Source organism: Corynebacterium sp. LaCa_70 (assembly GCF_058182015.1).
The window spans coordinates 749,239-773,665 of record NZ_CP190914.1; the positions used below are offsets into that span (position 1 = coordinate 749,239).

The following is a 24,427-nucleotide window of genomic DNA, read 5'->3' on the forward strand; positions in this document are numbered from 1 at the left end:
CTAGTGAGATGTGAATACACCTCTGCGACTGACTGCCTTGGTATCGGGAAGCGGCACATTATTGCAAGCCCTTCTCGACAACCAGGACGATAACTACGCCGTTGAACTAGTTGTCTCCGACCGTGATTGCCCCGCGCTTGAACGCGCCCGCAATGCGGGCGTCGGTAGCGCGGTGGTGCCGATGTTGGATGATCGTGCACAGTGGGATGAGCAGCTTGCTGAATCCGTCGGCACGCCCGATTTGATTGTCTCGGCCGGGTTTATGAAAATTTTGGGCCCGAGTTTCGTACAGAAATTCAGTGGTCGCCTGATTAATACGCACCCGGCTTTATTGCCGTCGTTTCCCGGTGCTCATGCGGTGCGCGACGCGTTGGATTATGGCGTGAAAGTTACCGGCTCGACGGTGCATTATGTCGACGAAGGCGTCGACACGGGCCCGATTATCGCGCAACAAGCTGTAGACATTCGCGCAGATGACAGCGAAGATGAGTTGCACGAGCGGATTAAACAAGTAGAACGCGAATTATTGGTCGCGCTGCTGCGTTCGGCCAAGATTGAGCAGACTTCGAGGAAGGTAATTTTTCACCATGACTAATTCAGAACACACCACAATTAAACGCGCACTGATCAGCGTCTATGACAAGACCGCTTTGGAAGAGCTGGCTCGAAGCTTGGCTGATGCCGGTGTAGAGATTGTTTCTACTGGCTCTACAGCAAAAGCGATTGCTAACTCTGGGGTCGCGGTCACCCCGGTGGAAGAAGTCACCGAATTTCCAGAATGCTTCGACGGGCGGGTGAAAACTCTGCACCCACGCGTGCACGGGGGAATCCTGGCGGATAGGACCAAGCAAGAACACCGTGATCAGCTTGATGAGCTGAATATCGCGGCTTTCGACTTAGTAGTCGTGAACTTGTACCCATTCGAAGAGACTGTGGCTTCTGGTGCGGGTGTTGACGAATGCATCGAAAAGATTGATATCGGTGGGCCAGCTATGGTCCGCGCTGCAGCTAAAAACCATAATTCCGTTGCCGTCGTTGTCGACCCAGCTAACTACGGCGCAGTCGCACAAGCAGTGGCAGGTGACGGGTTTAGCCTTGCAGAGCGTCGACAGCTGGCGTTGGAGGCATTTACCCACACTTCGAAATATGACACGGCGGTGTCTTCCTGGATGTTCGCAGAACTCGTGGCGGATGCTGAAGGCGAGTCCGAATCCAGCTTGGCCAAGGATGTTCCTGCTACCCAGTTGCGTTATGGAGAAAACCCGCACCAGGCTGCGTACCTGGAACGTATTCCGGGAGCCGGTGGCGTCGCGAATGCGCAACAGTTACACGGCAAGGAAATGAGCTTCAATAACTACCAGGATGCTGAAGCTGCCTGGCGTGCTGCGCATGATCATCAGCGTCCCTGCGTGGCGATCATTAAGCACGCGAACCCCTGCGGCATTGCAGTGTCGGATGATTCGATCGCGGAGGCACATCGTAATGCGCATGCGTGTGACCCGGTATCAGCGTTCGGTGGTGTGATTGCTACGAACCACCCAGTCAGCGTCGACATGGCCAAGCAAGTAGCAGAGGTGTTTACGGAGGTCATCCTGGCACCGGAGTACGAAGACGGTGCGGTGGAGATTTTGCAGGGCAAAAAGAACATTCGCATTCTGCAGGTCGACGACGCGCAGCTGATGGACGATTCTGGCTCGTGGGATACCACGGTGATTTCTGGTGGCGTGCTCTTCCAAGAGCCAGATCGTTACCAGGCAGAGGGCGATCAAGCTGCGAATTGGAAGTTGGCCGCAGGCGAACCTGTGAGCGAGGAAGTACTTGCGGATCTCGAGTTCGCGTGGCGGGCGGTGCGATCCGTGAAGTCGAATGCCATTGTGCTTTCCCGTGGTTCCGCTACCGTCGGCGTGGGTATGGGCCAGGTCAACCGCGTTGATTCTGCGCGATTGGCTGTGGAACGTGCGAATACGCTTGCCGACGACGAGCAGCGTGCCAACGGTGCAGTTGCTGCCTCGGATGCTTTCTTCCCGTTTGCCGACGGGCTGGAAGTGTTGCTCGATGCTGGCGTGAAGGCCGTCGTCTCGCCGGGTGGCTCCATCCGCGATGAAGAAGTTATCGACGCTGCGGAGAAAGCTGGCGTGGCGTTGTATTTCACTGGAACTCGGCACTTCTTCCACTAGTGGCACCGAGTTCTACGGCACGTTCGCAGGCGAAAGAGCGCCGTCGCACAGCATTGTTTCGTGAGGCGGCGCGCATTATTGCCGAACGTGGTTTTCACCAGACCCGCCTGGCGGATGTTGGTGCTGCCGTCGGTATTTCCGGGCCCGGGGTGTATCGGTATTTTTCCAGCAAAGATGACATGCTGGCGCAATTGTTGATCGATATTTCATCGCGCTTGGTGGCCCGCGGCCGTGAGGTTATGTATGAACATGGCGAGGATGCCGATCCCCGGGTGGTGTTGGCAGGTTTGGTAGCAGCCCAAACTCAGATCGCTGCCACCGAGCCGGATCTCATCCGAGTACAAGAGCGAGAGATTCGTAATCTGGTCGACGAAGACCTTTCCCGCGTGAAATCATTGCAAATGACCTATCTGCACATGTGGGTAGAGGTGCTGCAACGTTGTCGGCCAGATCTGGATTATGAACGTGCGCGACTGCGGGTGCAGCTGGCTGCGGGAATGATTAATTCTTCTCGCCACGTCTACCACTGGGCGGGTGGCGAATTAATCCGTGAACAGGGCACTCCCATGGCGGTGGCAGCAATGCTTGCCGACGCCTAGGAGTGGTGCTAAGCGTGGGGCAGCGGGATTAGTTTAGTCGGCGTCATCCCGTTTTCAACGCCGTGTATTCTCGCACCCATGAAAGCGACTAGTTTCGAAACAGGATTTCCCACAGCTGGCCCCGCCTGGCTTTTCGCGCCAGCTGATCGTCCGGAACGATTCGACAAAGCTCACGCAGCTGCAGATGTCGTGATTCTGGATTTAGAAGATGGTTGCCAAGAAGAGCATCGAACTGCAGCTCGGGAAAACATCGTGCGGGCCGATCTTCCAATGGATAGCACGGTTATCCGTATTAACTCCACCGGAAGTGAACATAGCGCGGCGGATTTAGCGGCGATAAAACAGACTTCATTTCGTACCATTATGCTTCCGAAGACTGAATCTCCTGCGGATATTGACGCCGTCGTGGAGGAGATTGCTGATGCTGTGGTGATCGCACTGATTGAAACCCCACGGGGAGTATTGGCAGCAGAATCGATAGCGTTGCATCCGAAAGTCGTGGGGTTATTTTGGGGAGCGGAAGATCTCACAGCCGGATTAGGTGGGCGTGAATCTCGCAATGAATCGGGAGATTATCGTGCCCCAGCACAATTCGCCCGGATGTCCGTGTTATTCGCAGCCGGTGCCGCTGGTATTGGTTGCCTTGATTCCATCAATGCAGATATTTCTGACCTAGAATTAGTCGAGCGTGAAGCACGTGAAGTGGCGGCTGCCGGATTCGCTGGAAAATGCTGTATCCACCCACGACAGGTTGCGGCGATTAGAAAAGCGTTCGCCCCGACAGAAGAAGAACTTTCCTGGGCCCGCGGCGTAGTGTCGGCAGCGAAAGAAAATAGTGGAGCATTCAGTTATCAAGGCTCCATGATCGATGCACCTCTAGTGCACCAGGCACGGCGCATGCTTGCTCTGGAATCACGGGACAATCCTGACCGGCGGTAGAGCTAATATACCGCTTTACTATTCCTCATGGCCGTAGCTATAGTTCACTGACAAATTTTTCGAAGCGGTGAGCAATAATTTCTGGTTGACGTGCCCACCGATTGTGGCCAAGTTGTTCGGGGTATTCCTCGATATAGATATCGGCGTTGGGCATACCAGCAGCGAGGTTTTCGGCGGCGCCTCGTGTGCAATCTGTGTCGTTGTCGAAGCGAGTGAGAACAAACGGAATCGTAAGATTGTGCTTGGCATCTTCGTAGTCTCGATCCTCGCCAAGCAAATTACGCTGCTGGTTGGTGTGGGAATATTTTCCCCATTCCAGCATGATGTGTTTTGCTTGACGTCCGTAACCAGTGAGATCCAATATGCCTGCTGGTTGGTAACCAATCGCCGACACGATGGCTTTGATGATCACGGTACCGATGCGAAGTTTGCGTCTGATGGAACCAGAATAGCCAGGATAGTAGGGGCTTCCCGCGCCAACCCCGAAAAATCCTTGTACGTTGAGCTTTGTGGCTTCTTCGCGAGTGAAAAACAGAGGGGCGATTTGACCGCTGAGGGAATGGCAAAGAAAGACCGTGGGATGGTCAACAGCGAGTCCGAGGTCTTCTTTGACGGATTTGATGGTCAAAGGATAATCCTGCGAAGCTAAATGGTGATAACCCCACGTGTGCGCACGTGTGGCTTGTGCCGTCGAGGTTCCTTGCCCACGTAATTCTCCGCTGGCGACGAGAAAACCTCGCGTGGCAAGCTCTCGACCCATGGGGTCGAAATAACGAGCTCCCATCCCGAAACCAGGCCAAATTATCACCAACGGCTTGGCGGAATCGTTTGCGGTGGATTTACTGGTTCTATTACTGGACTGGACAGCAACACTGTCCTGTCCGGCAGGCGCATTACCGTCACTTTTGTAGTGGTCATTTTGCGCACAGTGGTATTTCGGCTCGAAGATCCGGACTTGTGAAGTGGAGTTATCAGGCATGGTTACTTCGAGCAGCCGTGGTGAATGAGGTTGTGGACTCGTCGGCTGAGAACTAGGCATAGGACATCTCCTAACGGGCAGTGACGTTGCCGAATATACGTGCGAGCGGTGCTAGCACCATTGGTCGGGCAAAGACGACCGCTGCGAACGTGACTGCCAATCCGATGACGAAGAAAACAAAACCGGACCAATTTCCGGCGTAGACCGCAGGATCGGGATCGCCTTGTGCAGCCCACATATGGTTGAGGTTTCGCAGCGCGCCCGTCGCAAAGACCATGAGCACGTGAATTACGGTAAAGACGATGAAATACACCGCGATTGGCATATGGATCTTGCGGGCGATGCTGATGGGGTAGATGCTGCTGAAAGCCTGCGATTGCGGCCAGAGGGTAGACATGCGTAAACCTGTGGCAATGGCGAGCGGAGCCACCACGAATACGGTGAAAAAATACAACAGCAGCTGTAAACCGTTGTAGTGCACCCAACCGTTTTCGGTTGGCCAATCCAATGATGCGTACTGCACAGCAGCAGAAGCCGCATGCGGAAATACATCCAGACTGGTAGGAATGATGCGCGCCCACTGCCCGGTGGCAAAGAGCAAGACGAAAAAGATCACGCCGTTGATGACCCACAGCAGATCAAAAACCAGGTGCGTCCAGATAGTCAGGCTGATCTTCTGTGCAGATTTCCTCTTCGGTGCCCAATACGCCGGTGCTTTGCGCTCGTAGCGGATCGACAGCCCCGTCTTGACGATCAAGGCCATGAAGAAGAAATTCAGGAAATGCTGCCACGAAAGCCACGCAGGGAACCCGACTGGGGTACCTGCCGGGAGTTCAGGGTGTCCGTCGTAGTTTGCTATGAATTCTGCTCCGGCCTCAGTGTGTAAGAACCACCGCGCACTGACAACGATGAGTGCAGCGAGCGCGATGATGCCGCCAAGTGCAATCAAGCCACCGCCAAGCCATTGCTTCAGACTGAATGGGCCGCATTCGCGGTTGAGCACAGAATCTGTCTTCGATTGCTCTCTGTGTTTTCTCGAAGTTGCAGAAACTGGTTCAGGACTTCCAGTTTCAGCCGATCCGGTGTTTCCGGCAGGGCGAGCAGGCACAGCCGTGTCAGTAGGTTTAGTGGTGTCAGTAGGTTCAGCTGTGTCAGTAGACTCAGCATGTTGAGTAGGTGCAGTAGGCCGTGCTGGTTCACTGCTCACGGAGGATTCTACGGAGCCGGTGGAGGGTGCTGCAGACTCAGGAGTTTGTGTCCCACCGTTGATTTCACATGCGGAAACTGGAGGCCAAGGGCTACCACCAGGGGTTCGCGGTAAGCCTTGCCGCAACACAACGTGTGACGATGCCGTGCTTGTTGCACCGCTGTGTGCGGGTGCGCCGTGTGTTGGCACAGCACCGGACGCTGAATGAATACCTGATGTAGAGTCTGCGACCTGGTGAGCAGCAATCTTGGTTACTGGCGGCCATGGCTCACCACCGCTCATACGCGGCAGACCACGGCGAAGCGTGAACTCTGTCGATGCCGGGACCGCCTCATTGTGAGCGGGACCAGCAACGCTTGCTGGCGGCCATGGCTCGCCACCCGGTGTTCGCGGAAGTCCGCGACGGAGAACCTGCGTAGAACTCATTGCTTAACCCTTTCGCTGTGCAAGCAAGCTCGTAAGCTTAGGGAGGATTTCGACGACATCGCCGACGACACCGAAATCAGCAAGATCGAAGATTGGTGCATCTTCGTCCTTGTTAATGGCAATGATGTGTTTGGATGACTTCATACCAGACACATGCTGGATGGCGCCGGAAAGTGCAAGTGCGAAGTAGACATCAGGCTGGACGGAAACACCGTTGTGCCCGATTTGAGCCGCAGGATCCGCATAGCCAGCATCGACAGCAGCCCGCGTAGCACCAACGGCACCACCGAGGGCGTCGGCAAGATCTTCTACGGCCTGAAACTCTTCCGTGGAGCTAAAACCACGGCCGCCGGTGACGACAACTTTTGCGTTGGGCAAAGCAGAGCGCCCGGAAGTCTGCGGTAGTGCGGTGGACTCAGTGATAATCGCCGCGGGTGACAACGCGGCTGCCTGTAGTTCTGTTTTATGTCCTGCACCAGGTTTGGCGCGTTGCCCGACTGCGTTACGACGCAGGGTAACGATTGGAGAATTAAAGGTTGCTGCGGAAGTGACGTCATATGTATCGCCAAGGACTGAGTGATAAGCAATGATGCCTTCGTCGTCACGATCGATACCCGTGACGTTGGATAGCAAAGCGCGTTGCAAACGGACGGCAGTGCGTCCAGCGAGATCGGTGCCGTCTGCATCTGCAATAAACAGAGTTGCGACTGGAGAAAATTCCGAAATCGCTTCTTCTACAGCGGCAACTGCCGAACCGAGCTGGCTATAATCTTGCACGGCTATCGCAATATGTTCAGCGCCGGCCTGGGCAATTGTATTAGTGGTGGTCTCTGCAACTTCACCTGGCGCAATAAGAAGTACTACTGGAGTTCCAATAGCACTTGCTGCCCCGCACAATTCAGAAATTGTCTCCGGGAGCCCACCATCGGCAGCTAATTCGCAGACGACAAGGACGCAGTTGTCAGGGTAGGTCATGGGAGTACTCCTAAATAAGCTTATTGCTCTCGAGGTATTCGACGATCTTTTCCGCAGCGTCGCCCTCGTCATTAATCTTGGTGCCAGCCTCGCGCGCTGGAGCTTGCTGCACAGCCGTCATAATCGCACGTGGGCGAGAAAAATCTTCTGCGTCGACACCTAGTTCTTCGAGGCTGAAAGTAGTCACCGGCTTTTTCTTCCCCGCCATGATGGCCTTGAAATTAGGAAAACGAGGATCTGGGAATACCTCAGAGATTGATACCACCGCTGGGCATGATGCTTTTAAGGATTGAGCCGCATACGCTGTGTTGCGCGACGCCGTAATGGTGGTGCTGCCGGATTCGGATGGCTCGAGGCTAAGCGATGTTAAATGACTTAAAAGGACCACATCGAGGTGTTCTGCGAGCATGGCTGGTAAGGCACCGGAAGCGCCGTCGGAAGAGTGCGTGCCAGTGATGATGAGGTCGTAGTCTCGTTGGCGTAATGCTGCAGCTAAAACTTCCGCGGTCACTGTTAAGTCCGCGCCTAGCAGCTTGTCATCGTGAATATGAACTGCTTCATCGGCCCCCATCGATAACGCGCGCCGAATAGATGCCAGTGCGGCCTCGGGAGCCATAGAGATAACCTCGATAGTAATCTCCCCAGCAAGGCTGCCGGCGTCATGCTCTCTTAGGCGGAGTGCTGCTTCTACAGCACGCTCGCTAATTTCGTCGAGCACCATATTGGCCCCGCCTTCGCCATCCCGTCGCTTGAGAAGGCCGGTTTCTAAACTGAGCTCCTGCTGTTTATTCGTATCGGGGACTTCTTTCACAAGGACTGCGATGCGCATAGATGATCCTTTCAGCAATCTTTCGGGGCTATTAGAAGCTTAGATGGCATAGTTCCATTGAGCGCAACCACCCGTTGTGCAAAAACGCCCGCAGTGTTGGTGTAGTTACTTGTGGATCGGAATAAGAAGATCCAGAGTCCGCTGCTCGCGATCCTCCGGCAGGGGGGCGCCGATGACTGCCATGGCTGCGTCGGCAAGCATGACTGCCGCTTCTGGCAAGCTGTCCTCACGCAATGGCTGGGGAGCGACGCCGTCGTTAGGGCGCATCTCGATGGTGGAGAGAGCTAAGTGGAAAGGGAGATCAACACGAAGATCGTCGGCACCAACAATTTCTGCGGCTGATTGCCGGAAATACTCCGCCAAGCGCGCCTTACGACGGTGGTAATCGTCGAACTCAGGAGAATTTGCCACCGGCAACTGATACAGGCGCCCAACATTCCAGCGTCCGGAAAGCAGCAATCGAGATTCAGCAGCGACCAGAGCCCACAAGCGAAGCTCCACGGGGTTATCAGATGTGGACAGGAATTGCGCCAGTTTTAGGGAAGGCTCAATAGTCGAATTCAGCAGGGTAAGGAAAATTTCTGCCTTAGACGGGAAGTGGTAATACAACGATGCCTGCCGGATTCCGACAGCGTCAGCAATCTGGTGCGTGGAGGTCATCGCAAAACCCTGCGTGGTAAACAGCTCTGCGGACGCGTCCAAAATCTCCTCGCGTGCGTTTGCGCCCCGTCGACGTGGACGGTTTTTGCGTGGACGGCCGACAGTCCCCGTCATAGATGACCTCCCTTAACCTTCACTCTGTCCGAGAGCGTGCTTGCTAAAATATTCGTCTCTTATGGTCTCAAAAATATTGCTAGGCAATACCCCTCAAGAGTACACAACAACAAAAGACGGTCGATGGCATAGCGATACACAAAACCCCGGTCCATCCAAAGACAATGGATAAACCGGGGTGAAATGCTGATGGCTGCTGTTGTTGCCTTGTTCTAGCCCGTCTTTAGCGGGTGGTGAACGGCAGGAGTGCCATCTCGCGTGCGTTCTTGATGGCAGTAGCAACCTGACGCTGCTGCTGCGGGTTCAAGCCGGTGACGCGACGGGAACGAATCTTGTGACGATCCGAGATGAACAGGCGCAAGGTTTCAGTATCCTTGTAATCCACCTGAGTGATGCCACGTGCCTTCAAAGGATTCTTCTTTGGGCGACGGGACTGTTCCATGCGGAACTTCTTTTGGTTATTGCGCTTCGAAGCCATGGTGGTGTCCTCCCTTTACCAGCTGGACTTACGAACGCCAGGAAGCTCACCGTTGTGGGCCATCTGACGCATACGGACACGGGACAAACCGAACTTACGCAGGTAGCCGCGAGGGCGACCGTCGTGGGAGTCGCGGTTGCGAACACGCACCGGGGAAGCGTCGCGTGGCTGCCGGTTCAGTTCGAACTGGGCATCCAGGCGCTCTTCTTCGGACTTGGTCTGGTCTTTGATGATTGCCTTGAGTTCAGCGCGACGCTCCGCATAGCGGGCAACGATTTCCTTGCGCTGCTCATTCTTGGCGATCTTTGACTTTTTAGCCATTTCTATCGCTCCTCGCGGAATTCGACGTGCTTACGGGCAATCGGATCGTATTTCTTCAAGCTGATGCGATCCGGGTTGTTGCGCTTGTTTTTGCGGGTCACGTAGGTGTAACCAGTGCCTGCAGTGGACTTCAGCTTGGTGATTGGACGAATGTCATTACGGGCCATCGTTATACCTTCTCTCCCCGTGCGCGGATTTTCGCGACTACGGATTCAATGCCATCGCGGTCGATGATCTTGATTCCTTTGGTGGACACGGTCAACGTGATGGTCCGGCCTTCAGAAGGCAGGAAGTAACGCCGACGCTGCACATTGGGGTTCCAACGGCGCGACGTGCGGCGGTGCGAGTGCGAGACTTGCTTGCCAAATTCTGGCTTGCGTCCCGTTACCTGGCAAATAGCCGACATGGGTAATCTTTCTCCTAGCCGCCCACATCGTGACTGATTGCGACAACACTCGGTGAGGTCCTTTAAAAGTGAGGGTGTGAGGGTAAAGGACCCGAAGTGTTGCATATGACCAGTTGACGGGGCGTTTGCGAACATTTCGACAACAGCACTCAAAAACGTTACACCCTAGAAGAAGAAAAACCAAGTGTAGCGGGCGGTTTTCTAAAATTAGCTTTGATCTGTAGGATAACTAGAGTTGTCCATTGTCGAACCCAACCTGGGTGCGATCTTCGAAAGATTTACTGCGCAAGACACGAGAGTACGTGCAGTTGCGCGGGGTAGGTCTGGATTGAAGAACCGGCCCAGTTACAAACCTTAGGGAATCGAGAGATGAAAAAAGATATTCACCCGGATTACCACCCAGTGGTCTTCCAGGACGCCGGTACCGGCACACAATTTTTGACTCGTTCAACCGCGAAGTCTGACCGCACAACAGAGTATGAGGGTAAAGAGTATCCACTGATCGTTGTGGACGTTACCTCTGAATCTCACCCGTTCTGGACTGGTGCTCAGCGCGTCATGGACACCGCGGGTCGTGTGGAGCGTTTCCAGAACCGTTTCGGCGCCATGGCTCGTCGTCGCAAGAAGAACTCATAAAGGAGGGTAGAAGAACATGGCAGTTCCTAAGTTTAAGAAGTCCCGTGCGAACACCCGCATGCGTCGTTCCCAGTGGAAGGCTGACAATGTCGCCCTTCAGGAAGTCAAGATCGACGGTCAGACCGTCCGCATTCCGCGTCGTCTGGTGAAGGCCGCGCAGCTTGGTCTCGTAGACGTCGAAGAATTCTAAAGACAGAGTTCGGGATATCGTGAGATAAGTTTTAGCCGCTACAGGAGATTCTCTTGTGGCGGCTAAACCGTTGCAACCCCAGGTCTATTACTCCGAATACTGGAGCTAGACTCTGGGGTTTTGTTTATCTGTACAAAAGCTGTGAGACTGCCGCGTGATACTTGGTAGGGTGGGCGGGAGCAAAAATTACTTAAAGCTTATTTTTACACAGCCAGCAGAGTTTCAAAACCGGTAATACAGCGAGAAGACAGTCAGGGCTTTCATAATGTCATCCATGAACGAAAACGGATTCCGCGGCGGTGAGCGCCACTTCGGTAGCGACCAGACTAACGGCCAGCACCAGCAACAGTCAGCATTTGAGCAGACCCCTTCTCCATCTAACTCAGGCAACTCAGTTAGTTCAGACAACTCAGCGTCGTCTTCACCGTCGCCCTACCAGTCGCCGTATCGATCCTGGAACAATGCGCATTCTGGCAACAATCCGCCTTCTTCTAGCCAAGGCCAAGCAGAAAATCACACACAAGCAGCGGGGCACACAACTGCACGACATGCGGCTGAAAATGCAGATTCACAGGCAACGCCGGAGACTTCGGTCAATCCTGCCTGGCAGCAGGGGCATACGCAACCAATTCGGACCGGATCCGATGTGCATGGTGGGGCTGAACCGTGGGGTCAACAGCCACAACAACTGCACGATTCCATGCGAGGAATGAACCCACAAGTAAGCTCCCCAGAAGCGAAGAAACCTAAACGCAGTGTCGGTCTGGTACCCGCTCTCGCATTGATGTTGGCTGGCTCTGTTGCGACTGGCGTAATCACCGGGGCGGTGGTTTCTTCGGGGGCTGGTAACGCAGAACAGCCTGCGACCACCGCGAGTGAAAATCTCAGTCATCCAGTGTCCAATAATAAAGAGCCTGCAGCCGAAGGATCCGTGGAACAGGTTGCCGATAAAGTTGTTCCGGCTGTCGTGTCCATCCGAGTCGCTGATCAGCGTCAAGTTGCCGATGGCTCGGGTTCTATTATTTCCTCGGATGGTTATGTTTTGACCAACCACCACGTCGTTGCCAGTGGCGAAAATGGGCAAATCCAAGTCACGATGAGTGATGGAACCCGCCACGCCGCGGATTTCGTGGCCTCCGACCCGGCAACTGATATTGCCGTCATTAAGATTCGGGACGTCGAAGGGCTGCCAACGATTAACTTTGGCAATTCCGATGATATCCGCGTAGGGCAGCAAATCGTTGCGATTGGTTCTCCGCTCGGGCTTAGTTCTACAGTGACCTCGGGCATCGTTTCTGCGACAGACCGCCCTGTGCGTGCTTCCCAGCAAGGTGGAGAGTCTTCGCTGATAGATGGTATCCAAACAGATGCCGCGATTAACCCCGGAAATTCTGGTGGCCCACTGGTTGATATGAACGGCAACCTCATCGGTATGAACTCGGTGATCGCGTCGCTATCAGCCTCGAATGACCGGGCTGGTTCGATTGGCCTGGGCTTTGCTATCCCATCGAATTTCGTTGCTCGCGTGGCGCAACAGCTCATCGACCATGGGGAAGCTCGTCATCCATTGCTTGGCGTGCAAGTCGATGCCCGTAACCCAGTCAACGGCGCTCTGGTTGTGGCCGTGGAACCTGGTAGCCCGGCTGATGAAGCAGGATTGCAGCCTGGTGATGTGGTCACTCGGCTGAACGATCGACAGGTCGATGACTCGGATACATTGATTGCCGCCACACGTTCGCATGAGTTCGGTGACACTGTGACCCTCGAGGTGACCTCGGAAGGATCACAAGAGCCGCGAGAGGTAGAGGTAACGCTGTCGAACTAGTAAGTTACTAGTTAGCTTTGCCCCTTGCTCATTCGATAAGCACCTGGAGTTGGAATGTCAGAAGAATCTGATTTGCGCGCTACGAGCGCCGAACGGCCATCACTGCTGGACCTGGATGATCCAGACGCGGAATTCTTCTTGGCCGCAGAAAAAGAAGGCGACCTTCCTGCTTATCGACGTGCGCTGGTCGTTATTGTTAGCGATCGCGAACCAGAATCCTGGGAAGATACTGGGCGACTGGTGACTGAGCTTCTGGCCGAAGATGACTTCACGGTTGATGGCATCGTGATTGTTCGCAACGATCAAGCGCAGATCCGGCAAGCGATTGAAACTGCAGTTGTTGGTGGAGTCGATCTCGTCGTCTCCATCGGTGGGACGGGGGTTGGCGCTCGTGATTGCACTCCAGAAGCCACCAGCAGTGTGGTCGATATGCGAGTTCCTGGCGTAGCTCAGGCGCTGCGCTCATCAGGGCAAGCCTGTGGCGCGGTCGATGCTTGTACTTCCCGCGGAATCTGCGGGATTTCTGGGTCCACGGTGGTTGTTAACCTGGCATCTTCCCGGGCCGCTATTCGGGATGGCATGGCCACCCTAGGGCCTTTGGTGCACCACTTAATCGATCAACTGCAAAAGCATTCCTTGGATTCCTAGTTTACTTTGCAGCTGACTCTGCAATCGACTTTGCAGTCGATTCTGTCAGCTGAGGAAATCTGAAATGGTAGGAGAGGTTTGTTAATCGTGCATGCCGACGAATCGAGCGAAGACGATGGAGATAAGCCCCGTACTCGTGCACACCGGGCGGAGCGACGTCGGCGTGCAGTGCGAATCTCAAATACTGCGGATTATGACCGCGGTGCGGATAGCGCAAGCGGTGTCGGCGGCGACGATGAGGGCTTTACTGAGGAATTTTGGCTGGAACAGCGCCCCCCGCACAGTGTGTACTAACTGATCATGCGCCGCGCCATCTCTGGGGGCAGTAGATTCTTAAGAAGATTCGGTTTCAGGAGCGCTTTGAGATCGCTCAGTCTGCTGAGCAGGTTGGGGCTGTTTGGTCGTGCCGGTTGCATCGTCGCGCAATAAATCGCGGATTTCCGCCAAGAGTTCGTCGGTAGTTGGCTGCGGCTCTTTGTCGTCCTCTTCGTTTTCGCCTTTGCCAATACCAAGGCTGCGTTTCCGGGCATTTTCCAGCTTGTTGATTGGAACGATGATAATGAAATATACTATGCCGGCGACGATGAGGAAGTTGATCACGGACGTGATGACCGCACCGAAATCCAGGAATGTGGCGTCGTTATCAGCGTCTAGGTAGAACCCGAAGCCGGAGACATCCGCGCTACCAAAAGACGCAATTAACGGATTGATGATGTGATCAGAAATCGAGGTCACAATCGCGGTAAATGCTGAACCAACGATGACGGCAGTTGACAACTCGATGACGTTGCCGCGCATGATGAAATCTTTAAAACCTTGCAACATGAGGTCGGATTTTAGCTGAAATAATCACAAGTATTTATGTGTCAGCCTTTCCGGTTGCTCGTTCACCAGTGAGCACAACGGTCAGTGGTGTTGATAATGACGCTACAGCCACGCGTTGTGCCGCACTGCTGGGCAGCGCCAGCATGACGGTGGCCCTGTTACCTGCAGAAGTGGCCTCCCGCGCCATGATGACACGAGCTCCTTCAGCGATCACCGTGGAATCCTGGACAGGTATGGGGCTAGCAGGAGAAACGGAGTTGTGTTCTCCGAGTTCAGTGGGATCCGTTGGAGCAGGCGCGGCTGCAGCGGCATGGTCAGCATCGCTATTGCTACGAGCATCGACTGCATCCTTGCTGCCTTCGGAAATCACGGACACGGTATCTCCATGGTTAAGCAAGGGGATAACTTCTGGATCAGCCAAAGAAATTGGCACCATGTGTGCCGATTCTGTGTTATCTGCTTCTTCCCCGATGGAACCAGAATCTTGCTTGTCGCCCGCCGTACCGTTGGTACTGCTCCCATGAACGAGCGTGGCTGTCAGTTCTGAGCTGATAAAACGCGATCCAGTGACTACCTCGCCAGGTTCTGCAGCAGATACCGCTACTGTGCCCATAACATCTTCTGTCGCAGTGAAGGCACCGTCTGGTGTGAATTCTGCTGGCCGTTCACGCAGGGCAACATCATTGATGGTAATCATGGTGCCGGCTTCCACGTGCCGGACAAAAACTACCACCTCGGGGTCACTACTATGACTGCGTACAGCTAACAGGGCGGCGACGCATACCAAAACCCCGGCAAGGCCGCGTCGAAGTAATACCGAGCGCCGGTATCCCGGGGTGCGCAACTGGTGGAATAAGGCAGAAGGCCCTGTATTTGCACCGCCTTTCTTACTTGCGGTGGAATTAGTTGCGGCCTGCTGCGAATCGCGGCGCGTAGCCCGTACCTGCTTTTTCATATCGCATTAGACTGCGCCCAACTAGGAAAGGTTCCGGACTCCCATTTCTGTCATGATCTTGTCGACGGCGCAGTCACGATGATTGTGGGGAACAGAATCACAGACTTCCGAGGCGAAAACCAGCCCTAGTAACTCTGGCATGGAGCTGGCGGCAGACTCTGTCTGAGATGAAACATAGGAGCGTGCTTCGGCAATCGCTCGATCATAAAAACCAGCGCCTTTCCCCAAACGATAGCCGTCGCGAGCGATCGCGAGAGCAGGCACAATAACAAGGTCTAACCGGGGTAAGCAGTCAGCACTTGCGATCCCAGGGCCCACCGGCTCTGAAACCGGCAACCGCGGATTCGGGATGTGCAGTGAATCTGGGCCAGCATAACGCGACCAATGAAGGCGAGCGTCTGGCATGCAGATCGGTAGCCAGAGCTCATCGACGTCGGTTTCTAAAGTTTCCAGGAGAAAACCTGCGCCTGGTTCGTCGGCAAGCGGTACGTAAGCCGCGATTCGCAGCGGCTGCCCCTCGCGCCGTAGCGAACGCACGTACTGCGCTGTGTATTCGGCCACCTGTGAGTTTTTCGCGCGCCAACTTTCAGCATCGCGGCAAGCGCGTCGTCGGGCCTTAACGTGGTGAGAGCGCAGCGCAGCTTTCGCTTCTGAGAGGTTGCCAGAAAAATTAACTTTATCGTCGGTGCACGTCGAATTAGTAGTCTCATCGGTGCCAGAGGACCTGGAACAGCGAGCAGAACTCATGGAAGACCGAGAAGAAGACCGAGAAGAACTCATGATTCCAGGATAGGGCTTTCGAAACGTAGGCAGGTGGTGAAGACCGTGTTTTGATTCGCACAGCCACCGTGGCAGTGCACGCTGAGCACAATTACCGAACTTGCTACCGGAAAGCCGTGGCCAATTGGAATCGGCGACCAGGTATTGTTTTGAGCATGTCTCTAGATTCTTCCGGACTCACACAGGCCTCCTCGCACGCGAACTCCGATGCGGTGCACACCGTCGTAGTCCCAGCAGCCGGCTTGGGAACGCGGTTTTTGCCAACGACGAAAACTGTGCCGAAAGAACTCCTACCAGTCGTTGATACCCCAGGTATCGAGATGATCGCGGAAGAAGCAGCAGCCTGCGGGGCCAGTCGCTTGGCAGTTATCACGGCGCCGAACAAGCAAGAAATCATGCGACATTTCGCAGACTTCCCGGAGTTGACGGACACGCTGCATACCCGCGGCAAAGAAGAACAGGCACGGAAGGTCCAGCGCGCCGGGCAACTGATTCACCCGGTGGCGGTGGAACAAGAACAACCGCTCGGGCTTGGCCATGCCGTCGGATTGGCTGCTGAGTTGTTGGATGAGCACGAAGATGCGTTCGCCGTTATGCTTCCCGACGACTTGGTGCTGCCGATGGGGGTGATGGAGGAAATGTGCCGCGTCCGCGCGCAGCTTGGTGGATCGGTGTTGTGCGCGTTTGAGGTAGCGCCGGAAGAAACGGTGAATTATGGCGTTTTTGATGTGGAACCGGCCGACGAAATTGCGGGCTTGTCTAATGACCGGGTGCGCAAAGTCAGAGGCATGGTGGAAAAACCAGATGCCGGGCAGGCGCCGTCCACGCTCGTTGCTGCCGGACGTTACCTGTTGGATCGGGAGATTTTCTCTGCACTCGATCGGATTACCCCTGGCAAGGGCGGGGAATTGCAGCTTACCGACGCCATTGAGTTGTTGATTCAAGAAGGCCATCCGGTGCATGTGGTTGTGCATCAAGGCACGCGTCATGATCTGGGAAATCCCGGCGGATTCATCCCAGCGAATGTTGATTTTGGCTTACAGCACGAGAAATATGGTCCGGCGTTGTACCAGTCGGTGAAGAAAATCTTGGCAGAGTATGAAGCAGAACATGGGATTTCTTAAGTAAAGCGGGCGTGCCCAGGAAGGTAGATCATAGATGCGTTCTGTTGAAGAGCAGCTAGCGCTGATTACTGATGCGGCCATGACCCCGGAGCCGGTGCGCATTGCGATTACCGACGCGCTGGGAATGATGTGTGCCGAGGAAGTGCAAGCAAGCCAGCCGCTGCCGGGGTTTCCGCAGGCAGCTATCGATGGTTATGCCGTTCGCGCTGTAGACATTGGGGGAGAGCGTGCTTTACGCGCCGCCCCATCGCGAGTGAAAGCGGACGCAGCAGGCGCAGGAGACGCAGCAGGCGAAGCATCGCCATTACCGCCCACCCCACCAGCAGCAGAAAAATCTCTCCCAGTAGTTGGCGAGGTCCCCGCCGGCTCGCGGCAACCGTTACGCCTCCAGCCGAAGCAGGTTGTCCGGGTACACACAGGCGCACCTTTGCCGACGCTCTCCGATGCCGTTTTGCCACTGGAATGGACGGATCGGGGCCGTAAACGTATGACGCCACACCGCGCGGTCCGTTCGGGAGATTTTGTGCGTCGCGTTGGTGACGACATTCAGCCTGGTGACGTTGCTGTGGCTTCGGGCGCTATCTTGGGACCAGCCCAAATCGGGCTGCTGGCGGCGGTAGGCCGGGAAAAAGTATTGGCCTACCCACGACCGCGCGTGTCGATTATTTCTTTTGGCCGCGAGCTGGTTGATGTGGACCGCGATCCTGGTCTGGGCCAGGTCTTCGATGTGAATTCGTATTCCTTGGCCGCGGCAGCGAAGGATGCTGGCGCGGATGTGCACCGGGTGGGCATCGCAGAAGGCGAACCGCGTCGTATTAAAGAGATGCTGGAATCGCAGATCATGCGGAGCGAGATCATCGTGATTTCCGGTGCGGTTGGGGGCTCTGGTGCTCAGGTGATGCGGGAAGTTCTCGATGATCTCGGGGATATCGATACCAGCCGTGTGGCAATGCACCCTGGGTCTGTACAAGGTTTTGGGTTGCTGGGTAAGCAGCGCGTGCCAGTGTTTTTGTTGCCGTCGAATCCGGTGTCTTCGCTGGTGATTTTTGAGGTTTTTGTTCGTCCACTGATTCGTTTGTCCCTGGGCAAGGGCAGCGCGCACCGCCGACTTGTACGAGCCCGGTCGATTAATCATTTGGCTTCTCGTCCTGGACGACAGGGATATATTCGAGCGCGATTGATGCGCGATGCACAAACCAGTGATTATTTGGTGGAGGGCTTAGGCGGAGCAACCGGGGCACCTGCACACTTGTTGGCGGGTTTGTCGCAGGCAAATGCCATGATTCGGATTCCAGAAGACGTCGCTGAGGTACGTCCGGGGGATGTCGTAGAAGTAATGTTTTTGACGCAGCGGGCGTAGTGAACGCACGAATTGCGGTTGATTCATGCTTGATCCGTTTGGCTTAGCTGCGTGGCGCACGAAGAATCCAACCTCTGGCCCAACTAATCCTGTGCACCCCGGATGGCCAGAGTCGACCCCGAACGTCACGACAGCGCATGGTGATGTGGTGCGTCTACGTCCATTGCGGCGCAGGGATGGCGCATTATGGTGCGAGATGCGGCTGGTTGACGAATCCTGGTTGCGCCCAGTGGAGCCGACCACACCGCACGGCTGGGAAGCGGCGCATACGAAAACCGCGTGGAAGGAATACTTGCAGGTATTGCACGCACAGTCCCGCCGCGGGGAGCTTATCCCGTTGGTGATTGAGGTCAATGGGGCATTGTGCGGGCAGTTGACCCTCGGTGGAATCCAACACGGCACGGCTGCTAGTTGTTGGGCAGGTTATTGGGTAGCTTCACCAATGATGGGGCGCTCGGTCGCGACAGCTGCGCTCGCGTTGGGCGTTGACCACGCGTTCCAACGAGTCGGGGTGCACCGGATTACCGCGACGTATCTGCCGGATAATCCAGCGAGCAAGCGGGTCCTTAGCAACAATGGTTTTCGTGACGAAGGCCTGCTGCGCGGATTTCTGCATATTGACGGCGCCTGGCGTGACCACCATCAATCGAGCTTGCTTGCCGACGATTTCCCGGAATCTGCGGTTGTGCGGTTACGCGCGCGTGGACGCCTGCTGTGAGTTTTCTGAGTTCTGCGAAGGTGCGGCGTGCCTGGCGAGTCGATCACATAATTCCCATTAGTCTAAAACGATAACTAGCGTCGGTCTGCTTACTTCGGAAGGTGGCAATTTCCTCATGTCAACAACCCTGATCATTGTTTTGATCATCGTCGTCTGGCTCGTAGTGCTTGCGCCGTTGATCTTCCGTGGACAAAAACCGATTCGTCATTCTGGCGACGGGTTTAATGACACGCGTGTGGTCTTTTCGGGTGGTAAAGACGTGCTGAAAACACCGATGCGACCAGGAACGGCGGCCGCTCGTCCAGTCTCAAACCTTGACAGAGAGGAGTCTGCGGACTACGAGCTGGTGGAAGCTGAGGAATACGAGATCGTGGATGAGCCGTGGAGCAAACGGGAGGCGGCGGAACAATCCACCGGGGTTGATAGTGATAGCGAAACCGCTGCCGATGTTGAGGGTGCAGTAATCGAAGGCGAGCTTGTCGACTCCTCCGAGGGCGCTTACGACTCTGTTGATGACGACGCAGCTGATTACGATGCTGGTGAGTATGACGCAGCTGATAATGACGAGACTGCTACCGCAGGATCTGCCGCAGTCCACGAGACAGGCAGCGAAACGAGTGCGCAGGGCGATCATCCGCGCGTGGTTATTTCGGAACTGGCACCAGAAGAAATGTATAGCCATGATGAGACTTACACTTCTCCGGTGGATCTTTTGTACCCGGGCGTGACTGATGCCGACGCGGTGATCACGAGAAGTGCTGCAGACAGTGCCGACAACGATGCCGACGCCGACAACGATGCCGGCGCTGCCGCGGAATCCGGTGCCGAAGAAGCCCCGGAGACTTCTGCGGCAAACGAGGCTGAGACCACGACTGCCACACAGTCCGGTGATCACGAGATGGTATTCGTTGATGATCGCGCACATGGGGCGACTGCTGCAGCGGCGCGTGCAGACCGTGAAGCGGAATTAACCTTGACAGAAGAAGAGCTTGCCTTCGCGGCGCGTCGTTCGCAGCGCGGCGGCTGGAACCCCGAAGCTGAACGCCGGTTGCAAGCTCAACGCACCAAACGCCGCCGTAACACGTTGCTGATGCTAGCAGGGCTGGTTGTGGTGATGGTGGCCATCGCGATCCCTGCCGGCGGTTGGTTCTGGGTTCTGCCTGCCGGTGCTGGTCTGCTCACTCTGTTTTACCTACTCGCCCTACGCGGACAGGTGCAGCAGGAACAAGAACTACGTGCCCGCCGTATCCGCCAGCTACGCCGTGCGCGCATGGGGGTACGGAACCGAGAAGACGATGAGCACCGCCCATCCGTCAATCCCAACCTTCGTCGACCTGGCGCCACGGTGCTTGAGGTCGATGATGCCAGCCCAGATTTCGATGAGCTGGCCACTGTGGATTACCAACAATGGGAAAGCGAGTCAGCCGATTATGCCTCGCGCCCGCTGCGCCGTCAGCAATACGTTCGTCGCGGACCGGCCTTGCGCAGCGTAGCCGAAGATGGCTCGTTGACAGACAAGCATGTGGTGCGCGCCGGAGGCCGCCGGGTAGTCTAGCGTCTAGTTTTTAGCTCTGGCTGTGTGCTGCCTTCTGGCGTAGCCCGGTCTTTGCCGCTCGGTGGTTTAGTTTCATGCCTGTGCCGATTCGACAGGGATGCCCGGGGAAATATCGTATTTCACCAAGCCGATTGCCTCGAGTAATGCAAACATAGTCGTGGGCCCTACGAAGCTAAACCCTTTTCTTTTCAACGTTTTGGCCAGTGCCGCGGATTCTTCTGATTTCGTCGGCACGTCGTTGCTATGTCCGTAGCATTCTTTCTTTGCTGGGGCGAAGGAGCGTACCAATTCTTCCAAGCCACCGGGAAAATCTGGATCATCCCGTAAAGCCACGCAGGCTCGTGCATTGGTGATAACCGCGCGAATTTTACGCTCATTACGGATCATCGCCGGACGTGCCAAGATATTCTCGACGTCCGCATCAGTAAATTCTGCAACACGGGCAGGATCAAAATTAGCGAATACCTCGCGTAGCGTCGGGCGACGTCGCAAGATCAGTTCCCACGATAAACCAGCTTGAAAGCTTTCCAGACAGAGGCGTTCAAAATAGGCTTGTTCGCCGGTAATAGGCTGGCCCCACTCGGTGTCGTAATAGTCCCGCAGTAACTCGTTACTACACGCCCAGGCTGGCCGGGCAGTACCGTGCTCGTCGACAAGAAATCCATTACTCAGCAACACCATTGCCGGTTGGCGTGCTGTGCTGTTGGGATTGGAATGTGCTTCAACGTGCATGTGTTACCTCATTCTGCTCGTGGTTTTGGGGTTCGTTATGCTTTGGCGCTCGTTATGCTTGAGCGCTCGCATCTACTAGTGGCGCGTACCGTGTTGTCATGATTTCTCATGGCGTGTGCATGTTCCAGCTGAGTATTTATTAGACCCCAGCAACGGCCTGTTCGGTTCCCACCGATGTGCCGGGTAGTCTAGTGAACATGCACAATCCTGCCATTCGTGATGCCATGCTGCTTCTGGTACGCATCGTCGTCGGAATCATCTGCATCATTCGTGGGCTGGATAAACTCTTTTTCCGCGGTATGGACGACACCATCGGAGCATATTCCGCGGCAGCGGTACCGGCACCAGCGATTACTGGTTGGATCACGATGCTGCTAGAAATTTTCTTGGGTGCTGCGCTCGTGGTGGGCATCTTGACGACGTTCGCTGCCGGTATCTTGTTTTTCGCCTCTGTAGCGTTGCAGTATTTTGTGGCAGAGATCGAGTTCCTGGGCGAAAACCCCAGCTATGAATCCCTGTTGATGTTTGTGACGCTGTTGTTGGTGATCGTCGTTTTCGGCGCGGGCCGTGCCAGTGTGGATGGAGTGTTAACACGTGCCGAATCATGATGAAATCCAAACTGCATTGTCCGCGCGCATCGATGGCGAGCCCACCGGAATTGCCGACGAGATCTTAGATGCGCATCTTTCTGGCTGCGAGGAATGCCAGCAATTTCAACGCCGGGCGCTTTCGCTGACTAAAAGCATGCATCAGGCCAGTGTGAGTACCGACGCTGAGATGGTGCCGCCGCAACAGCTCACGGAAAATATTTTGGCAGGTGTAGAACCTGCGTGGCGTCGTTCCGCGCGCAGAGCAGAGCTCAATACCATCATTGCTCGCCTTACTCTGCTGATCTGCGGCATTGGGTTCGGCATCTGGGCGGTGGTGCAGGTTGTGGCTTCCGGAGGGTTGATCCCGCAGAGCTTGGATGTCCACGGCGAAGCAGTGTGGGATCCGAGCGCGGATCCGCACTTGGCGACGGCACTGATGGAGGGCGCAGCGCTGCGAGCCGGGGTGTCGTTGGGCTTACTCACTGCGGCGTGGCGCCCGTATTGGGCCGCGGGCGTGATGCCAGTGGTCGGGGCCATGGGAATGTTCTTGACTGGATTTACCATTCGCGATGTTGTTCTCGGGGTGGCTACTGGAGAGCAGATTTTGCTGATCGGCATGTTGATCATTAGCGCGCTGGCGACCGCCTGGTTGTGGTTGCGTTACCGTTACATCCAGCATCGTTACGTCCAACTGGGCAGCCACATCATCGAGTGATACCAGCCGTCGGGAATTGGTAGCCCATAAAGAATCGGCGAGAAGTACACAAACATCGCGACAACCGTCGCCAAGTACACAATCACGACAACGCTGCCAGCGGTCAATTCGCGACCAGCCAAACGCGTGAGCAAGCGCCACCGAAGATAGCGACCCCGATGGGCGAGCCCGCCCAGGATGATTGCGTAGAGTGCTATGACAAAAGGAATAAAAGCGGCCGCATAGAAGAAATACATCTGACGGTCATACGCTGCAAGCCACGGCACGAACCCGGCAGCAAAGCCGACCAGGGGCCAGCCAAATGCCCGTTCTTTACGCACGAGCACTGCCCACAATGCCCACAACAATCCCGGAACGATGAACCACCAGATTGCCGGTGTACCGAATAAAAACAGCATCTCGCGGCAGCCGTTGTCACTACCACCAAGAGGGCAGGCTAGCTCGGTATTCGAGTAATACAGAATCGGCCGAACGCCTGCTAGCCAGGCCCAAGGTTTCGAATCCCACGGATGATCGTGCCCGCCGGATGTTGTCAGCGTCGCATGAAATTCCAAGACCGACTGGTGGTAATACAGCCAGCTGGCTACCGTATCGGGCAAAGCCTGCAGCCAAGAGTCATCTTCGATCGTGCCATCGGTTGCGGCATGGCGATACACAGCGGTTTCGCTGGCAAACCACGCCCGCCAGGTCCACAGATAGACCAGCACTGGCACGAGCACCAGTGAAGCTAGGGCAGCGGGAATATCGCGTAACCACACTGCAGAATACGGTCTGGCCACACCGTAACGACGGCGGATAATTAAGTCGCCGAAGACGCAAAACAAACCGAAAAAGGCGATGTAGTACAAGCCGGACCATTTCACCGCCAGGGCTCCACCAAGCAGTAAACCTGCGCCGAAGCGCCACCAGCGCACACCAAAGCGCGGTCCAAACGGCGAAGGCCATAATTGCTGAGGCGAGGCGTCGGCAAGCGATTGCCAGGCGGTATGCATACGTGAGCGCATGTGGCGATGGTCGCGGGCCAGCATCCAGGCAGCTGTGGTGATGAAAAAGACTTGAAAAATATCCAGCATGCCAAACCGGGAACTCACCAACAGCACCCCGTCGAACGTGGCTAAAAGTCCGGCAAAAGCTCCCACGTTCCAGGACTGGGTGAGCTCGCGCGCCAATAGCATCGTTGCGATAACCACCCCGGTGCCAAAAAATGCTGCCATCGCCCGCCAGCCCCACGGCGAGTACCCGAAGATAAATTCCGCTAGAGCAATGATCTGCTTGGCCAGCGGCGGGTGCACTACTAAGCCGTATCCAGGGTTGGATTCGATGCCTCCGATGAGCAGATGGTCCCAACTGCGCACGATGTCCCAGGCCTGGGGGACATAGTGTTTTTCGTCAAAAATCGGGGTGCCACCGGATACCGGATGCCCCAAGCCAATAAACCGGGTGAGTGCTGCTAACACGCCGATGAGCAACAGTGACCAACCATCACGGCGATCGAGTGGGATGCGTGTGAGTTGAGACGCCGTATATGGGCGCACGCTTGTGCCGTGCTCGTATCGTGTGCGCGGTTTCTGTGCAGGTGCGGAATTTGGCGCAGCAGCTCTTGTCGACGCATGCGAACGATCTGGGGTGTTCGGGCTGTGTGGGGTGCTAGCAACGGCAGTCAC

Annotated in this window: 30 protein-coding genes; 16 read left to right on the top strand and 14 right to left on the bottom strand. The window is 55.6% G+C overall.

The window, feature by feature from the left end:
• The first annotated feature begins 10 nt into the window (after positions 1–10).
• The 4 genes from purN to ACP8MI_RS03370 all read left to right on the top strand — a co-directional run bounded on the left by purN (position 11) and on the right by ACP8MI_RS03370 (position 3,715).
• Positions 11–595: a phosphoribosylglycinamide formyltransferase gene (gene purN / locus ACP8MI_RS03355; protein WP_239211800.1), complete on the top strand. Its 585-nt coding sequence runs from the start codon at positions 11–13 to the stop codon at positions 593–595.
• On the top strand, positions 588–2,177 hold the full coding sequence (purH, locus tag ACP8MI_RS03360) for a bifunctional phosphoribosylaminoimidazolecarboxamide formyltransferase/IMP cyclohydrolase (RefSeq protein WP_018121203.1): 1,590 nt from the start codon (positions 588–590) through the stop codon (positions 2,175–2,177). Before purN ends, purH begins: the two co-directional genes overlap by 8 nt.
• Positions 2,177–2,776 (top strand): TetR/AcrR family transcriptional regulator, encoded by a 600-nt coding sequence (locus ACP8MI_RS03365; protein WP_018121204.1) that lies wholly within the window; start codon positions 2,177–2,179, stop codon positions 2,774–2,776. The genes purH and ACP8MI_RS03365 overlap by 1 nt, the downstream gene beginning before the upstream one ends.
• A gap of 78 nt (positions 2,777–2,854) precedes the next feature.
• Complete coding sequence (locus tag ACP8MI_RS03370) at positions 2,855–3,715, top strand: HpcH/HpaI aldolase/citrate lyase family protein (protein WP_049150515.1); 861 nt, start codon at positions 2,855–2,857, stop codon at positions 3,713–3,715.
• 37 nt (positions 3,716–3,752) lie between these two features.
• On the opposite strand, the gene ACP8MI_RS03375 is transcribed toward ACP8MI_RS03370, so the two are convergent.
• Positions 3,753–4,754, bottom strand: coding sequence for a serine aminopeptidase domain-containing protein (locus ACP8MI_RS03375; RefSeq protein ID WP_238635846.1), 1,002 nt, complete (start codon positions 4,752–4,754; stop codon positions 3,753–3,755).
• A gap of 10 nt (positions 4,755–4,764) precedes the next feature.
• Positions 4,765–5,697 carry a cytochrome b/b6 domain-containing protein gene (locus tag ACP8MI_RS03380; protein WP_126844409.1) on the bottom strand — a complete coding sequence of 311 codons (933 nt, stop codon included), beginning with the start codon at positions 5,695–5,697 and terminating at the stop codon, positions 4,765–4,767.
• A 272-nt stretch (positions 5,698–5,969) separates the two neighbouring features.
• Between ACP8MI_RS03380 and ACP8MI_RS03385 the strand changes: the two genes are divergently transcribed.
• Positions 5,970–6,122, top strand: a complete 153-nt coding sequence (locus ACP8MI_RS03385) for a hypothetical protein (RefSeq protein WP_249606424.1) — start codon at positions 5,970–5,972, stop codon at positions 6,120–6,122.
• Between the two features lie 208 nt (positions 6,123–6,330).
• Here the strand turns inward: ACP8MI_RS03385 and ACP8MI_RS03390 are convergent, their stop codons facing one another.
• The 7 genes from ACP8MI_RS03390 to rpmB form a co-directional block, all read right to left on the bottom strand.
• Positions 6,331–7,302, bottom strand: coding sequence for an electron transfer flavoprotein subunit alpha/FixB family protein (locus ACP8MI_RS03390; protein ID WP_239211799.1), 972 nt, complete (start codon positions 7,300–7,302; stop codon positions 6,331–6,333).
• A 10-nt stretch (positions 7,303–7,312) separates the two neighbouring features.
• Positions 7,313–8,131, bottom strand: coding sequence for an electron transfer flavoprotein subunit beta/FixA family protein (locus ACP8MI_RS03395; protein WP_239211798.1), 819 nt, complete (start codon positions 8,129–8,131; stop codon positions 7,313–7,315).
• A 105-nt stretch (positions 8,132–8,236) separates the two neighbouring features.
• Positions 8,237–8,905 carry a TetR/AcrR family transcriptional regulator gene (locus ACP8MI_RS03400; protein ID WP_239211797.1) on the bottom strand — a complete coding sequence of 223 codons (669 nt, stop codon included), beginning with the start codon at positions 8,903–8,905 and terminating at the stop codon, positions 8,237–8,239.
• A 223-nt stretch (positions 8,906–9,128) separates the two neighbouring features.
• A complete protein-coding gene (rpsR, locus tag ACP8MI_RS03405) occupies positions 9,129–9,383 on the bottom strand; it encodes a 30S ribosomal protein S18 (RefSeq protein ID WP_018121212.1) in 255 nt (84 codons plus the stop codon).
• A gap of 15 nt (positions 9,384–9,398) precedes the next feature.
• Complete coding sequence (gene rpsN / locus ACP8MI_RS03410) at positions 9,399–9,704, bottom strand: 30S ribosomal protein S14 (protein ID WP_018121213.1); 306 nt, start codon at positions 9,702–9,704, stop codon at positions 9,399–9,401.
• A gap of 2 nt (positions 9,705–9,706) precedes the next feature.
• On the bottom strand, positions 9,707–9,871 hold the full coding sequence (rpmG, locus tag ACP8MI_RS03415) for a 50S ribosomal protein L33 (protein WP_018121214.1): 165 nt from the start codon (positions 9,869–9,871) through the stop codon (positions 9,707–9,709).
• A gap of 2 nt (positions 9,872–9,873) precedes the next feature.
• Positions 9,874–10,110, bottom strand: coding sequence for a 50S ribosomal protein L28 (rpmB, locus tag ACP8MI_RS03420; RefSeq protein WP_018121215.1), 237 nt, complete (start codon positions 10,108–10,110; stop codon positions 9,874–9,876).
• Between the two features lie 369 nt (positions 10,111–10,479).
• Here rpmB and ACP8MI_RS03425 point away from each other — a divergent pair, with 369 nt between their 5' ends.
• From ACP8MI_RS03425 to ACP8MI_RS03445, 5 genes are all read left to right on the top strand, one after another.
• Entirely contained in the window at positions 10,480–10,746 is a 267-nt protein-coding gene (locus ACP8MI_RS03425) for a type B 50S ribosomal protein L31 (RefSeq protein ID WP_018121216.1), read from the top strand.
• Positions 10,747–10,762: 16 nt separating this feature from the next.
• Positions 10,763–10,936, top strand: coding sequence for a 50S ribosomal protein L32 (rpmF, locus tag ACP8MI_RS03430; protein ID WP_018121217.1), 174 nt, complete (start codon positions 10,763–10,765; stop codon positions 10,934–10,936).
• A gap of 274 nt (positions 10,937–11,210) precedes the next feature.
• Positions 11,211–12,761: a S1C family serine protease gene (locus ACP8MI_RS03435; RefSeq protein WP_239211796.1), complete on the top strand. Its 1,551-nt coding sequence runs from the start codon at positions 11,211–11,213 to the stop codon at positions 12,759–12,761.
• A gap of 54 nt (positions 12,762–12,815) precedes the next feature.
• Entirely contained in the window at positions 12,816–13,409 is a 594-nt protein-coding gene (locus tag ACP8MI_RS03440; RefSeq protein ID WP_018121219.1) for a MogA/MoaB family molybdenum cofactor biosynthesis protein, read from the top strand.
• 87 nt (positions 13,410–13,496) lie between these two features.
• Complete coding sequence (locus ACP8MI_RS03445) at positions 13,497–13,703, top strand: hypothetical protein (RefSeq protein ID WP_018121220.1); 207 nt, start codon at positions 13,497–13,499, stop codon at positions 13,701–13,703.
• Between the two features lie 39 nt (positions 13,704–13,742).
• Here the strand turns inward: ACP8MI_RS03445 and mscL are convergent, their stop codons facing one another.
• The 3 genes from mscL to ACP8MI_RS03460 are packed head-to-tail and all read right to left on the bottom strand — an operon-like array spanning position 13,743 to position 15,969.
• Positions 13,743–14,234 (bottom strand): large conductance mechanosensitive channel protein MscL, encoded by a 492-nt coding sequence (gene mscL / locus ACP8MI_RS03450; RefSeq protein ID WP_018121221.1) that lies wholly within the window; start codon positions 14,232–14,234, stop codon positions 13,743–13,745.
• A 34-nt stretch (positions 14,235–14,268) separates the two neighbouring features.
• Positions 14,269–15,189, bottom strand: a complete 921-nt coding sequence (locus tag ACP8MI_RS03455) for an SAF domain-containing protein (protein WP_018121222.1) — start codon at positions 15,187–15,189, stop codon at positions 14,269–14,271.
• A gap of 21 nt (positions 15,190–15,210) precedes the next feature.
• The gene (locus ACP8MI_RS03460; protein WP_081604970.1) at positions 15,211–15,969 is read right to left on the bottom strand and encodes a 5-formyltetrahydrofolate cyclo-ligase; all 759 of its coding nucleotides are present in this window, start codon (positions 15,967–15,969) and stop codon (positions 15,211–15,213) included.
• Between the two features lie 155 nt (positions 15,970–16,124).
• Here ACP8MI_RS03460 and ACP8MI_RS03465 point away from each other — a divergent pair, with 155 nt between their 5' ends.
• The 4 genes from ACP8MI_RS03465 (at position 16,125) to sepX (ending at position 20,726) form a co-directional block, all read left to right on the top strand.
• The gene (locus ACP8MI_RS03465) at positions 16,125–17,093 is read left to right on the top strand and encodes a UTP--glucose-1-phosphate uridylyltransferase (protein ID WP_239211795.1); all 969 of its coding nucleotides are present in this window, start codon (positions 16,125–16,127) and stop codon (positions 17,091–17,093) included.
• Between the two features lie 34 nt (positions 17,094–17,127).
• Entirely contained in the window at positions 17,128–18,453 is a 1,326-nt protein-coding gene (gene glp / locus ACP8MI_RS03470; RefSeq protein ID WP_049150529.1) for a molybdotransferase-like divisome protein Glp, read from the top strand.
• Positions 18,454–18,478: 25 nt separating this feature from the next.
• Complete coding sequence (locus ACP8MI_RS03475; protein ID WP_126844411.1) at positions 18,479–19,171, top strand: GNAT family N-acetyltransferase; 693 nt, start codon at positions 18,479–18,481, stop codon at positions 19,169–19,171.
• Between the two features lie 115 nt (positions 19,172–19,286).
• Complete coding sequence (sepX, locus tag ACP8MI_RS03480) at positions 19,287–20,726, top strand: divisome protein SepX/GlpR (RefSeq protein ID WP_126844413.1); 1,440 nt, start codon at positions 19,287–19,289, stop codon at positions 20,724–20,726.
• 72 nt (positions 20,727–20,798) lie between these two features.
• On the opposite strand, the gene ACP8MI_RS03485 is transcribed toward sepX, so the two are convergent.
• A complete protein-coding gene (locus ACP8MI_RS03485; protein ID WP_018121228.1) occupies positions 20,799–21,458 on the bottom strand; it encodes a DNA-3-methyladenine glycosylase I in 660 nt (219 codons plus the stop codon).
• A 197-nt stretch (positions 21,459–21,655) separates the two neighbouring features.
• Between ACP8MI_RS03485 and ACP8MI_RS03490 the strand changes: the two genes are divergently transcribed.
• On the top strand, positions 21,656–22,066 hold the full coding sequence (locus ACP8MI_RS03490; RefSeq protein ID WP_018121229.1) for a DoxX family protein: 411 nt from the start codon (positions 21,656–21,658) through the stop codon (positions 22,064–22,066).
• A complete protein-coding gene (locus tag ACP8MI_RS03495) occupies positions 22,053–22,763 on the top strand; it encodes a zf-HC2 domain-containing protein (protein ID WP_018121230.1) in 711 nt (236 codons plus the stop codon). Before ACP8MI_RS03490 ends, ACP8MI_RS03495 begins: the two co-directional genes overlap by 14 nt.
• Here the strand turns inward: ACP8MI_RS03495 and pmt are convergent.
• On the bottom strand, positions 22,730–24,427 hold the full coding sequence (gene pmt, locus ACP8MI_RS03500; protein WP_420361717.1) for a protein O-mannosyltransferase: 1,698 nt from the start codon (positions 24,425–24,427) through the stop codon (positions 22,730–22,732). The two genes, ACP8MI_RS03495 and pmt, sit on opposite strands and share 34 nt — an antisense overlap.